This window comes from Staphylococcus sp. 11-B-312 (genome assembly GCF_016743055.1).
In the GTDB taxonomy this organism is placed as follows: Bacteria; Bacillota; Bacilli; order Staphylococcales; family Staphylococcaceae; genus Staphylococcus; species Staphylococcus ureilyticus.
The window spans coordinates 2556608-2569176 of sequence record NZ_CP068241.1; the positions used below are offsets into that span (position 1 = coordinate 2556608).

At 31.1% G+C, this 12569-nt stretch carries 14 protein-coding genes; 5 read left to right on the forward strand and 9 right to left on the reverse strand.

The genetic code is table 11. The annotated features are described in order from the left end of the window. Nucleotides 1–54 precede the first annotated feature (54 nt). Nucleotides 55–1416: an allantoinase AllB gene (allB, locus tag JG554_RS12290; protein WP_238394771.1), complete on the reverse strand. Its 1362-nt coding sequence runs from the start codon at nt 1414–1416 to the stop codon at nt 55–57. Then, nucleotides 1406–2896: an allantoin permease gene (gene allW / locus JG554_RS12295; protein ID WP_070658223.1), complete on the reverse strand. Its 1491-nt coding sequence runs from the start codon at nt 2894–2896 to the stop codon at nt 1406–1408. Before allW ends, allB begins: the two co-directional genes overlap by 11 nt. 318 nt (nt 2897–3214) lie before the next feature. Between allW and JG554_RS12300 the strand changes: the two genes are divergently transcribed. Then, nucleotides 3215–4834, forward strand: a complete 1620-nt coding sequence (locus tag JG554_RS12300) for a PucR family transcriptional regulator (protein WP_046207028.1) — start codon at nt 3215–3217, stop codon at nt 4832–4834. 253 nt (nt 4835–5087) lie between these two features. Beyond that, nucleotides 5088–6521, forward strand: a complete 1434-nt coding sequence (locus JG554_RS12305) for an MDR family MFS transporter (protein WP_046207029.1) — start codon at nt 5088–5090, stop codon at nt 6519–6521. A gap of 571 nt (nt 6522–7092) precedes the next feature. Here JG554_RS12305 and cspD read toward each other — a convergent pair. Further along, nucleotides 7093–7293 carry a cold-shock protein CspD gene (cspD, locus tag JG554_RS12310; RefSeq protein WP_019469926.1) on the reverse strand — a complete coding sequence of 67 codons (201 nt, stop codon included), beginning with the start codon at nt 7291–7293 and terminating at the stop codon, nt 7093–7095. 339 nt (nt 7294–7632) lie between these two features. Here cspD and JG554_RS12315 point away from each other — a divergent pair, with 339 nt between their 5' ends. Next, nucleotides 7633–8046, forward strand: a complete 414-nt coding sequence (locus tag JG554_RS12315; RefSeq protein ID WP_046207030.1) for a YxeA family protein — start codon at nt 7633–7635, stop codon at nt 8044–8046. A gap of 151 nt (nt 8047–8197) precedes the next feature. On the opposite strand, the gene JG554_RS12320 is transcribed toward JG554_RS12315, so the two are convergent. The 3 genes from JG554_RS12320 to JG554_RS12330 all read right to left on the reverse strand — a co-directional run bounded on the left by JG554_RS12320 (nt 8198) and on the right by JG554_RS12330 (nt 9602). Further along, on the reverse strand, nt 8198–8503 hold the full coding sequence (locus JG554_RS12320; protein ID WP_046207031.1) for a hypothetical protein: 306 nt from the start codon (nt 8501–8503) through the stop codon (nt 8198–8200). Nucleotides 8504–9072: 569 nt separating this feature from the next. Next, nucleotides 9073–9234 (reverse strand): hypothetical protein, encoded by a 162-nt coding sequence (locus JG554_RS12325; protein ID WP_157948037.1) that lies wholly within the window; start codon nt 9232–9234, stop codon nt 9073–9075. A 173-nt stretch (nt 9235–9407) separates the two neighbouring features. Beyond that, complete coding sequence (locus tag JG554_RS12330) at nt 9408–9602, reverse strand: hypothetical protein (RefSeq protein WP_046207032.1); 195 nt, start codon at nt 9600–9602, stop codon at nt 9408–9410. A 193-nt stretch (nt 9603–9795) separates the two neighbouring features. Here JG554_RS12330 and JG554_RS12335 point away from each other — a divergent pair, with 193 nt between their 5' ends. Continuing rightward, the gene (locus tag JG554_RS12335; protein ID WP_107359898.1) at nt 9796–10008 is read left to right on the forward strand and encodes a hypothetical protein; all 213 of its coding nucleotides are present in this window, start codon (nt 9796–9798) and stop codon (nt 10006–10008) included. 72 nt (nt 10009–10080) lie between these two features. Here the strand turns inward: JG554_RS12335 and JG554_RS13305 are convergent, their stop codons facing one another. Both JG554_RS13305 and JG554_RS12340 read right to left on the reverse strand, forming a co-directional pair. Then, complete coding sequence (locus tag JG554_RS13305; RefSeq protein WP_107359945.1) at nt 10081–10275, reverse strand: GrpB family protein; 195 nt, start codon at nt 10273–10275, stop codon at nt 10081–10083. Further along, nucleotides 10260–10604: a GrpB family protein gene (locus JG554_RS12340; protein ID WP_107359899.1), complete on the reverse strand. Its 345-nt coding sequence runs from the start codon at nt 10602–10604 to the stop codon at nt 10260–10262. The genes JG554_RS13305 and JG554_RS12340 overlap by 16 nt, the downstream gene beginning before the upstream one ends. Before the next feature lie 202 nt (nt 10605–10806). Here JG554_RS12340 and JG554_RS12345 point away from each other — a divergent pair, with 202 nt between their 5' ends. Next, complete coding sequence (locus JG554_RS12345; RefSeq protein WP_164987248.1) at nt 10807–10974, forward strand: hypothetical protein; 168 nt, start codon at nt 10807–10809, stop codon at nt 10972–10974. Between the two features lie 570 nt (nt 10975–11544). Here the strand turns inward: JG554_RS12345 and JG554_RS12350 are convergent. Further along, nucleotides 11545–12306, reverse strand: coding sequence for a hypothetical protein (locus JG554_RS12350; protein WP_107359900.1), 762 nt, complete (start codon nt 12304–12306; stop codon nt 11545–11547). Between the last annotated feature and the right edge of the window lie 263 nt (nt 12307–12569).

Sequence of the window (12569 nt, forward strand, 5' to 3'; positions counted from 1 at the left end):
TGCGCTTGTTTTTAATATTCCAACATCCTTAACTTCAAGCTTTTCAAGAAACTTTTAGATAAAACGTCCAATACGTTTGTCTGAAATACCTGCTTCATCACTATAAATTTCTTGTCCTCTTAAAATTGTACGTGTGACTTGAGCACCAATTTCACGACCGATATATGGACTCATTTTGTTACGATAAGCTAAATCTTCAGCTTGTAATGTATAAGGTGCGTCTGGTTTAATAAATACGAAGTCAGCATCTTTACCGATTGCAATACTACCTTTTGTATCTAAACCAAAGCGTTTTGCTGGTGCTGTCGCAATAATATCAGCAAATTTTGTTAATGGCATTTGACGTTTTTGAACACCTTCGTCGAATAAAATGTCTACGTTGTTTTGTAATCCAGCAATACCACCCCATGCTTCAAATGCATTGTCAGTATCTTTTAAGTCTGGCGTACAAGGTGAATGGTCAGATGTTACAAAACTAATATCACCGTTTAATACGCGGTTCCACATTCCCTCTAAACGAGATTGCTCACGGATTGGTGGAGAACACTTAACAACTGGTCCAATGTCATCTAATTCTTCTTTATAGAAGTACAAGTAGTGTGTACATGTCTCACAAGTAATGTCTACACCTTCTTGCTGTGCTTTGATGACTTCATCAACGCCTTCTTCACAAGCAACGTGTACAATGTGCACACGACAGCCCGTTTCCTTAGCAAATAAAATAATTTTACGAATTGGTTCAACTTCTGTAAATACCGGACGACTATCCACGTAAGCACTTAATGTCGTTTCACCATTTTCTTTTGCGATCTCACCTAATCGATCAGTGATTGCCGCATTTTCAGAATGAATTGATAAAATTTTGCCAGTCTTAGCAATTTGCTTCATACCTTCATATAATGAATAATCATCAACATTTTCAAAGTCACCCTCAATAGAACGGTCACCACATGTTGCTAAGAAAGCTTTATAAGCCACAACACCTGCTTCATCTAATTCTTGAATACCACCGTTTAAGTTATATGGTACTAAACCACCATAACTTGCAACATCCACTGATAATTCATCTTTTCCAGCATCAAATTTTGCTTGGATAGACGTTTTGTCAGTTGTAGCTGGAACTTGGTTTAATGGCATTTCCACAAATGAAGTCACGCCACCTTTAGCAGCAGCATTTGTCCCTGTAACATATCCTTCCCAACCATCACGATAGCCACCGCCTGGCTCAGTTATATGCACATGCGCATCCACCATACCAGGTGAAACAATTTGATTTTGTGCGTCAATAACTTGTTCAGCTTCTCCCAATGCTTGACCAATAGCGACAATTTTACCGTCTTTAACACCGACTTCAACTTGTTGCTCTCCGTCTTCTAAAATGACTAAACCATTCTTAATAATCAAATCATACTTCATTATAATCTGCTCCTCCTTTTTTTCTACTTTCTGCATGGAATACATAATGTAAAATTAAGTAAACACCACCGGCAATGACAAAGCCTATAAACCAAGAAAAGTCTGATATCACTGTAAATGCTGGTAAAAATCCTAATAGTGAAATGATGACACCAGCAACCGTTCCGACGTATGCAGAAATATTAATACGTGGTATTTTGTGCTCTTTTTCTTTCAAATCAAAATACAACTTATCTATATCAATGTGACATTTAGACACAATATAGAAATGAACAATCATAACACCTGCTACCGGACCAAGAATAGCACCTATCGCGTTTAGGAATAAGAAAATACTATCTTCCTCTTCCATCATCTTCCACGGCATAATGACTATACTCAGTACCGAGGCAATAATTACACCACGACGATAGTTAATCCATTTTGGTAAAAGTGCAGTGAGTTGATATGCTGCTGGGATGATATTACTCGTCGCATTTGTTGAAATCGTCGTCATCAATAGCACACCAGTAGATATCAGAATCGCCCAGAAGTTGCTCCATTCATTAATAATTGTTAGGATATTCCATTCTTGATGTCCAAGATAAATCGAGCCACCAATAATGATGAACACACTAGCAATCGCGAATAAAATGTGGGCAACTACAATACCTGAAATTTGACCAACCACTTGTGTTTTAGTAGATTTTGCATTTTGCGTAAAATCAGAAACACTTGCACCAGGTCCTGCCCACACACCTAATAGCGAGTTGATAATTAAAATAAAGGATAAAATCGCTGGGTAAATGATACCGCTAGATTTTGTAGAAATTTCATAATCTAAAATATTTCCAACGCCACCAGCAGCCATAACGCCCCAGATAGCCATACCACCAAAGACAATATAAATAAGTGGATTTAATATAGCTGTGAATTTATTTAAAATATCTCCTCCACCAAATCCAATTGCAAAACTAATAGCCCAAAATATTAAAAATGCAATGAGACCTGGAACAGAAATACCAAGTATCGATATGCCTTGTCCAATATCCGCAAAACCAGGGAATATTTTATTTAATAGTATTAATAGTGCTTGTGACCCCGCAAACGTTTGTAGACCAAACCAAGCGATACCTGCGACAACGCCACGTAGGATACCGGGTAACTTCGCGCCTACATCACCATATGTATGACGTAAATGCATAGCAAATGGAATACCGTATTTAGAACCAGCATAACCATTACTAACTAATAATAAAGCGATTACAAAAGAACTTAATATTAATGCAAATATGACTTGTAATGGCGATAGTCCTAATAATAAGAATCCCCCAACTGCAGTATAGTTAGGTATATTATGGACAGCACCCATCCATAGTGTGAAAAAGTTAAATGCGGAGTTATTTCTTTGTGTCGGTGTCTTAGGCATTATATCTTTATTATAACCGCGCTTCTCGAAAACCGCTTGTGATAATGCCGCATTGTTCTCCTGTCTTCCCATTCTATTTTTATCTCCTTTACTTTAACAAGCTAATAACTAGTTGTATAATCTTCAGTTATAAGTGTAGTACGAGTGTAAGCGTTTTTCTTTGTTATTAATGACATTTCTAAACAATAAAATTATAGGAATCGAACAAAATAAGTGTATAATTAATGATATACATTAAATTTTTTGAACATTTTGAACAATCGTTATCACAAATTGACAAAAACCCTGTTTTTTTAAGATAAATACAGACAAATAGAATTTATCATTATATATATTTTCATGCATTTTCATTACTAGTGATTGTGTAAATCAGAAGCGGAGGACATAATTATGACTACTCTAAACGAAATTTTATCCGTTCCCCAATTTAAAGGCTTAAAATTGTTAAATAGCAACGGAGATTTATCAGCAGAAGTGACAAATTTAGACATTACTGAAAATAATGATATTAAGCATTTTACTTCAAATAATTCTTTTATTTTAACAACCGGTGTCTTGTTTCAAGATAATCAAGATAACTTAAAAAAGTTAATTAAAGATTTAAATGATATACACACTGCTGGACTTGGAATCAAAGTTTCAAGATTTTTACACGAAATCGAGCAAGATGTCATTGATTTTGCGGATGCTATCGAATTCCCATTAATTGAAATACCAGAAAGTTGGAACTTAGGTGAAATTACACACGAGATTTCTTCATTTATTTCTGACTCTGAAACTGGAAAGTTAAATTATGCATTACAAGTACAACAAGAATTAAACCAATTATTAATCAAAGGCTTCAGTATTGATACTATGATTGAGCGCATGAGCAAACTCTTAGGTGTACCTATCATTCTATTCGATCCTTTCAAAGCACCTGAAGCATACAGTCGTCATTATAGACAAGGTAACGCTTTAATGGCTGAACATACCAAGTATTTCATGAACCATTATCAAGATGCGCTAACATATGATAAAAATAACCTCGTCTTTGAAAATAAAGACCATGTAATTTTCAAAGTATTAGGTTACACATACTTTCCATACTATTTAATGGTTTCTCAAGTTAATAAGCTTTCCTACCCCTTTAGTTTATTAACACTCGAACAAGTAGTCAGCGTGTTAAGTTTCGCCTTATACAAAAACACCAAAATACAAGAAGCCGAGGAAAATGATATTAATCGATTTTTCGAATCGTTAGTCAATAATCAAAACGATCAAACCCTTTCGATCAAAAAGCATGCTGATTTATTAAGACAATATTATATTTATCCCTCTGACTATTATCAAATTATCATTTGCGGCATTGACACCAAAAATAATCTAGAAAATAGTTACTACTTAAATGAGCGGCACCATCTCACATTCCTTTGGTTAAAGCATAAATTAACTGATATTGATTCTTATATCAGCGTTTATAAATTACCGAGTAACGATCGTTTTGCGATATTAATCCAAAATCGACATGAATATTACTTTGAATACCTAAAAAAAATACAACAAAGTTATAGTGAGTACTTTGATGATACGATTTCATTTGGTATCGGAAATGAAGTAACAGAATTCACACAGTTACCTTCTTCATTTTTTGAAGCAAATGAAGCCTTTGAAAATGAACTGCTAAATCATGCAAAAACTTTTATCTCACAATATCATTCCAAAGATATTCAGGAGCTATTACAACTTATCCCTCAAGAAAAGCTATTACCTTTCGTAAAACATACTTTGGGCCCACTGAGTTATCCAAAACAAAAAAAAGATTTAGAATTAAAACAAACTTTAAAAGTGTACATGGATAATCAATGCGATATAACAAAAACGGCAGATAAAATATTTATACACAGAAATACTGTAAAATATAGAATCAATAAATGCAGTAATATGATTGGCACAAATATAGAAGACCCTGTTCATTCCTTAAACATACGTATCGCTTTATATGTATCTGAAATGATTCGTTTCGATTAATCGCTCCATCTATTTAAAAAAGCTACGCTGTTTGCGCAATCATGCAAACAACGTAGCTTTTTCCATTAATAAAACAACAGTGATCTATGTTACCTCTAAAACAAGCGATTCCAACCTATATTATCTATGCATTCATTTTCTCTAAAAATTCTTTGCAAAAAATATTAATTTTTTAAACCGAATGGTTTGCTTTGCTAACTTAAAATAATTAAAATTTATCGATGGGATGTTATAAAAAGGAGATGCATTTATAATGTCGGAGAATGTTATATCTAATAAAAAAAGAAATACGATTATATTAGTTATGCTAAGTAGTGCTTTTGTAGCGATGCTAAATCAAACATTGCTCAATACCGCACTACCAGCAATTATTACGGGATTAGAAATAACTGACACAACTGCTCAATGGTTGATTACAGGCTTTATGTTAGTGAATGGTATCATGATTCCACTAACAGCCTTTCTTATGGATCGATTTCACACAAGACCGCTCTATATTTTTTCTATGAGCGCGTTCTTAATTGGTTCAATCATTGCAGCACTTTCACCTACATTTGGCTTACTCATGTTTGCACGTGTGATTCAAGCGATTGGTGCAGGGATACTTTTACCGCTTATGCAATTCACTGTATTTACACTGTTCCCTTCTGAGAAACGTGGATTTGCAATGGGACTTACCGGTATAGTAGCACAATCAGCCCCAGCAATCGGACCAACCTTAACCGGATTTTTAATTGATACATTTAGCTGGAGAGCACCATTTATTGTGGTAGCTTTTATTGCGATTATCGCATTTATTGTAGGTGCGATATTTGTAGAAAGTAATAACGAAACCAAACATACACAATTAGACAAAACTTCTGTTATATATTCAACATTAGGTTTTGGTTTAATGCTTTACGGCTTTAGCAGCGCAGGCAACTTAGGTTTCACATCACCAATCGTTATTATTTCACTTATTGTGGGAATCTTAATTGTTACCATTTTCGTAACAAGACAAATTAGAATCGATAATCCACTATTAAATATGCGCGTATTTACAAATCGTACATTTTCACTATCTGCATTTGCGTCTATGGTATTATTTATCGGAATTGTAGGCCCAGCATTATTGATTCCAATTTATGTCCAATCAGGCTTAGGTCTATCTGCAATTCTGTCAGGTCTTGTTATCTTACCAGGTGCAGTAGTCAACGCATTCATGTCCGTCTATACAGGGAAAATATATGACAAATATGGCTTGAAAGTATTGGCGATTCCTGGATTTGTCCTTTTAATTTTTATGACAATACTACATTGTTTCTTAACTTCAGACACACCTTATTGGTATATTGTCGTCATTTACGCTATAAGAATGTTTGCTGTAGCATTGATTATAATGCCACTGAATACAATTGGTATTAACGCATTAGAAAGTAAAAATATTTCACACGGTACTGCGATTATTAATTCTTTAAGAATTATTGCAGGTGCGATTGGTACTGCCATTATGATTACAATTATGGCAATTGTTCGTACAAACTATGTTCCAAGTAAGCATCAGTCCAAAGCAGATATTGCACAACAAGCGACTGTACAAGGTGTCGACGCAGCATTTGCATTCACTACGCTATTATTAATTATTGGTTTTATATTAACACTACTGATAAAAACAAAAAATAAAGCGGATAATACGCGTGAAGTATAATATTAAATCTATTTAAGTGAAAGTAGCAACGCTTCAACAACTTGAACGGTGTAAAAAACATACTAAGATTAGCTATGAAGAAATCTATGACAATAGATTTTTTCATAGCTATTTTATTATTCAATATTTCGTATTGTTGGCTCACTTTCTTAGGGGACAACTTCAGCTTGTAGTCTTCAACTTGTCCTGTTCCCTCAAGCGTCTCGTCAAAATACAACGTATTTATATGTAGTTTCTCATTGAAGTACTTAAAAAAGGCTCTATTTCAACCCAAAATGATGTTAAAAATTATTCTACATGCATACACCCAAAAATTAATTTTTATGCTGCTGTTTGTGGCTATTACCATTCTTTTATAAAATTGGCTTCAAATGATGTATTAATGCTAAGCAATCTTGCAAGAGTCATTAATATTTTATTGGTAGTAAAAAATAGGTGCAAATCCGAGTCATAACTAACAAGTTGACTTTGAATTAACACCTTTTAAAGTAAATACATGTATATAACTTCAGAGATCGATTTTAAGACAAATAAAAAAAGACGAGCGTTACTCGTCTTTTTTTATGCGTTATTATAATTTAATAACGTTAGCTGCTTGAGGTCCACGGTCGCCTTCAACGATTTCGAATTCAACAGCTTGTCCTTCTTCTAATGATTTGTAGCCGTCTTGGTTAATTGCTGAGAAGTGTACGAATACATCGTTTCCGCCTTCTACTTCGATAAAACCAAAACCTTTTTCTGAGTTAAACCATTTAACTGTACCGTTATTCATAATAAAAATCCTCCAAGTGCTTTTGCACAAAAATTTGTAATCTGTCTAAAAAATCAAAAGGAGTAAATTCAAAAGAATAAAACTACAAATCAATTTCACGAACTAAATTACTTAATACCTAGTATAACGAATAATCAGACCTTTGTATACCCCTATTTTCAAATAAATATATTTTGCACTTTATTTTTAGTAATATAATCCATTTGAAATATATAATTTAATTGAATATGAAAAATGACAAAATCGTTATATTAAAATGCATTTTTGTAACTTAAAAATATAGCGAACAAATCAAATAACTTTTACATTATAGATAGTTACTTTAAGGAGGTAATAAGTATGAACAGGTTTGTAAAAGTACTTCTAAATATCTTTGTTATCATTATCATTGTTTTTATCGGTCTTTTTGGCTGGAAAGTTTATGCAGAAAAACATTCGGACAATCCTGATGTTGTTAGTTTTGCCAAATTAAATCCGCTCATTACTAATGAAGCATATTATGTAAAAACTCAAAAGCCAACAAAAGTTGAGCACAACAAAAGTGATGATGGAGAAACTCTTGTCACATATAATTATAAGCAAAATGGATATAACAAAAAAGGTGAAAAAAGACATTTAGATTTTAATGGTTTTGGTGAAAAACCCTTAAAAACAAATCATTACTTAAAATTAGACACCGAACTTGGGCATGTCCAAAGTTATAAAGAAGTGCCTAAAAATAAAGTACCTAAAAAAGCATTCAATCACCTTTAAACATCACATTATGAATCAAAACAATACACTTAATAAAAATATTATTTTGATGAGCTAATAATATAATAATGCGCACAAGCTAGAATTATTTATTTGCAAAATATGTTTTCTAACTTGTGCGCTTTGATTGTAATTTTTTAGTGACTACACCCTAGTTATTCATTCTTTTGACTATTTCATGCTTAATAATCATTAATGCTTGGCTATACTTAGAACTTGTATTTTCTTGAGTGTTAATAATCAAAATGTCTACTAAATCATCATTATCCATTTGAACTAATTCTTGCCGAAATTGATCGATATTTTCTACTAATCTCTTATGGTTAGGCTGATACTTATCTATAACATAATATTGATCAGCACCAAGTCCACCCTCTTCAATCATTTTAGAAATTTCATCCGTGCGCATCTCATTAGTTCTATCAATTTTGATATCTTTATTGTAATAATTAACCATACATATCCCCCACTTCATTCACAAAATCCATCTCATATTAAGGTTACATGCTATCTTTTTGACACTAAACGTAAAACAATAAATCATGCCGTACCACTTACAATAAAATAAAATTACTCCAAAAGTTATATATTACAACTATACCCTGAAATGATATTTTAAACTTTAATTTAGACCATTCTTTTTTATACTTATAATTCAAGGAAGTAATTTAATAAATTTATAAAATATTATCGATTCTCTATATCGTTTCTAAAAACACCGAAACCATATACATCATCTCCTTATAATGAACCTATTTTATATCTATCCTTTTTAAAAATTTTTAAAACATTTCATTATTTTATACTATCAAAATACATTATATTCTATGAGTATAAGATGATATCGTCTAACAGTTCATTATTCCTTATTGGATTGATGATGCATAAAACAGATTCCTAAGTTTTGATAGTAATACCACCATAATAACATTCATAAATACAAAAATTGCTGAATGATAAAATAAAGACTGAGACAACATTTGCCTCAGTCTTTAATACTTCTAATATTTTCTACCATTTTAATGCTCATAATCGCTTTTTTGCTTCGATGCCAATCCATATATTTGTTACTAAACCGACAATCCCCATAACTAATGATGGTATAACAGAATGATTGCTAGTATAAAACGTCACTAAAAACATAAGTAAACCAGTTATCATACTGATTAATATAGATGAAAATTTCATTGGATTACTCCCTTTTTTCGCTATGTTAATTTACATTATTCCTATACTGAAATTCATTTAAAATGAAATAAAGACAGTCTGTTGTATAGTTTTAAAAAATTGGGCATCACAAATACAATAACTTTTTATTTATAAAATATAGAAAATCCCACTAAACCACATCTTTGCGTTTTTCAACTCAATATGTATGCAATCACAAATAATATAATCGAAATAATGAGTGACATTAACCAAAACGGAGAACTCACTAAATCTTTATACGCTTGATCTGGTGCATTACGCATTTTCAACCGAATAAATTTGATTCCTAAATACAACGCTTCAACAAAATTAACGATTAAAACAATGCTTAACAGTATCATTGACATGACTGAACCCCCAAGATATCGTCTCATTTAATCCACATAGTACCATAAGATTTTTAATAATTAAATATATATAAAAATATTAATTCAAATTTTTATTACAACCTAAAAACATATGTGTTATTTTATAATTAACATTGTACGTAGTTATTTTTAAAATTATATGGGCTAAATATCATAAAGTTGGAGGGGTATTGTGCAACTATTTTTACTTACACTTTTAGGTATTATTTTCGTTTTTGTATATGCTTCAAATTCAACAATACTTTTACATATCAAACTTATTAGACGAGCTAAAAAAGAAGGTACGGCAGCAATGAATGGTAAACAATGTCGCTTTATGTGGTGTTTGTTTGCAGTTATGGCAACAGGATTTTACCTATTATTACTCACTTCAAATTTGTTTTAATAAATTTGAAGTGAGTAATAATCAAAATAATACGAAAGATTTAATTATTATGTAAATAAAACAGTAAGTAGCCTAACCATCCTGATTCTTTTGATACCACTTCAATGCTTGATGCTCTATGTATTTGATAAAAGGTGATTTGCCATTTGAATATGCACTTCTATTATTTGAATACTTGTTAGCGAGTGTGATTTTTAAATTTTCATATTCTTTCGCAATAGCTTTATTAGCATTTAAATAATCTCTAAACGCTAAATGTCTATCAATTTTTCATAGTTATCAAATTGAAACATATGGACATGATAAGTTCTAGTATCCGCGCCTTTTATATAAAACCTTCTACCACTGATACCATTTTCTCCTTGATGTTCATAGCCTAATTGTCGCATTGCATTATTGTAACTATCTATATGCATTATATTTTTTACTATTACCATGATATCAATAACAGGCTTAGCATAAATATCTTTTATAGCTGTACTGCCAATGTGATGCATTTCTATGATTTCTTTACCAACTACTTTTAACAGTAGATCTTTTTCTTTAACAAATTGCGCTTTCCATTTTTCATAATCTTTTTTTAATATAATTTCCATCGTTCAATTTCCTACTTTCTTTTATCCTCATTACTATTAAAAAATGTCATAAAATTCATCTTAACTAAAACATTTTAAAATAAGGTAACTGTCTACCATAAATGAGAAATGATATAATTGAATTAAAACTCGAACTGTAAAAAGTATGTTTCTAAAATACTGTATAATATAATAAAAACAAAAATAGTAAAGGAGTCAGCGTATGAAATTTGTAAATTTAACAGCTATGACAGAAAAAGGCCTAAACAAGAAAGTTAATGAATTCTTAGAGGAAAATCCCTATATCGAAATCATTAAATTCGATTACCAATTAGGATACAGCAGCTGTGGCGTAGGTATTCTTTATAATAAAGTTAAGTCTCAGTCTTAAGTTTAAAATCAAATAAAATATGTTGAGGCTACTATATAACATTACTTATTTGTTCATTTACAAACTTAATTCACGAATGACTAATAAAATAATTGTAAAACGGTCATAATTATAGTTAACAAACAAGCTAATAACATAACATTTTGAGCTCTATGAGTGCCCTGATTTCCATTTTTGTATTCTTTCATTACAAATAGCCAAGAAAGAATAACTAAGATCCCTAAAATAATGCTAATCGTTTTCATTTTACCTCTCCTAAAATGTACTGTATAACTTACTATTATTCGCTCAAGTTCAAAAAGATACTTCGAATTATATTTTTATAATATCATACATTTTAAAACGTGAATTGTTTGTAAATAATCTAACTTATTGTAATTGAAAATATCCCAATTTAAACTATACTTGTAATAAAAACAAAAGCTGAAACATAATAATGTTTCAGCTATGAATATCTTATGGAAAGTAGACGATTGTGTATACATCCACATCATAATATTTAAATTTTTGTTAATGCTATTCAAAATGATATCACTGTAAGATTATCACAATAGTAATACCTAAATTGTCTTATTTTTGAAAAACTTTAAAATTAACACGTTTACATAATAATAAACTACCCGCAATCAATGAGATACTCGCTAAAAAAATGGTTAATATTCTATTATCTGAAATCATGCCTGTATCAGGTAATTCTTTTATTGCATTGTGCTTCACGCTATTTTTTGAATTTTTTACTTCAGAGTTAACTTTTGAGAAATCATTATTTTTTGAAGCGTCTAACTGCTGATTTTTATTAAATCGATCACTTTCTATTCCTGGATTTTTAGGGTTTAAACCACCTTCATCTTTTAATTTTTCATTTACTGCATTATTGTGCAAGGATGTCTCACTATTAGATTTATGATTAAATTCATTCGTAGCATCTTCTAATTCTTTTGGCTCTTCAACCTCTGCTATATCTTTATGCGGAAATACATTTGGTTCTGTAAAACTTCCATCCTTATGCAAGATACCATGAGGTATTTTCTTCGTACCATCCTTTAATTCTATCGGTTTTTCAACCTCTGCTATATCTTTATGCGGAAACACATTTGGTTCTGTAAAACTTCCATCCTTATGCAAGATACCATGAGGTATTTTCTTCGTACCATCCTTTAATTCTATCGGTTTTTCAACCTCTGCTATATCTTTATGCGGAAACACATTTGGTTCTGTAAAGCTTCCATCCTTATGCAAAATACCATGAGGAATCTCTTCACCATTTGCCCCTTGACTGCTAAATTGTACAACTGTCATTAATAAAGCTGTAGATAATAGTACCTTTTTCATTTTAAAACTTCCTTTCTAATAGAGTTATTTAGAGTTATTGTAATATGAATATCTCACTCATTTTTACTGTTAAAGTGAATATTCGTAATATAAAATTTTCCTTAACTACCAAGAAGTTATCTGTTGTATGTATACAATATATTTTATACATTAATAACAAATATTTATGGAATTATTACTAATTACCATAATATTGCAAGGAGTCGTTTATTAGGGTAATATTTTTATTTAAGTAAAAATATAGATAGAAAATAGTAATAATA

Excerpts from the sequence above, each read along its gene's own strand:
- JG554_RS12345 (WP_164987248.1), top strand. The coding sequence starts at position 10,807 with ATGAAATTTGTAAATTTAACAGCTATGACAGAAAAAGGCCTAAACAAG.
- JG554_RS12315 (WP_046207030.1), top strand. The coding sequence starts at position 7,633 with ATGAACAGGTTTGTAAAAGTACTTCTAAATATCTTTGTTATCATTATC.
- cspD (WP_019469926.1), bottom strand. The coding sequence starts at position 7,293 with ATGAATAACGGTACAGTTAAATGGTTTAACTCAGAAAAAGGTTTTGGT.
- JG554_RS12340 (WP_107359899.1), bottom strand. The coding sequence starts at position 10,604 with ATGGAAATTATATTAAAAAAAGATTATGAAAAATGGAAAGCGCAATTT.
- JG554_RS12320 (WP_046207031.1), bottom strand. The coding sequence starts at position 8,503 with ATGGTTAATTATTACAATAAAGATATCAAAATTGATAGAACTAATGAG.
- JG554_RS12325 (WP_157948037.1), bottom strand. The coding sequence starts at position 9,234 with ATGAAATTTTCATCTATATTAATCAGTATGATAACTGGTTTACTTATG.
- JG554_RS12350 (WP_107359900.1), bottom strand. The coding sequence starts at position 12,306 with ATGAAAAAGGTACTATTATCTACAGCTTTATTAATGACAGTTGTACAA.
- JG554_RS12330 (WP_046207032.1), bottom strand. The coding sequence starts at position 9,602 with ATGTCAATGATACTGTTAAGCATTGTTTTAATCGTTAATTTTGTTGAA.
- JG554_RS12305 (WP_046207029.1), top strand. The coding sequence starts at position 5,088 with ATGTCGGAGAATGTTATATCTAATAAAAAAAGAAATACGATTATATTA.
- allW (WP_070658223.1), bottom strand. The coding sequence starts at position 2,896 with ATGGGAAGACAGGAGAACAATGCGGCATTATCACAAGCGGTTTTCGAG.
- JG554_RS12300 (WP_046207028.1), top strand. The coding sequence starts at position 3,215 with ATGACTACTCTAAACGAAATTTTATCCGTTCCCCAATTTAAAGGCTTA.
- allB (WP_238394771.1), bottom strand. The coding sequence starts at position 1,416 with ATGAAGTATGATTTGATTATTAAGAATGGTTTAGTCATTTTAGAAGAC.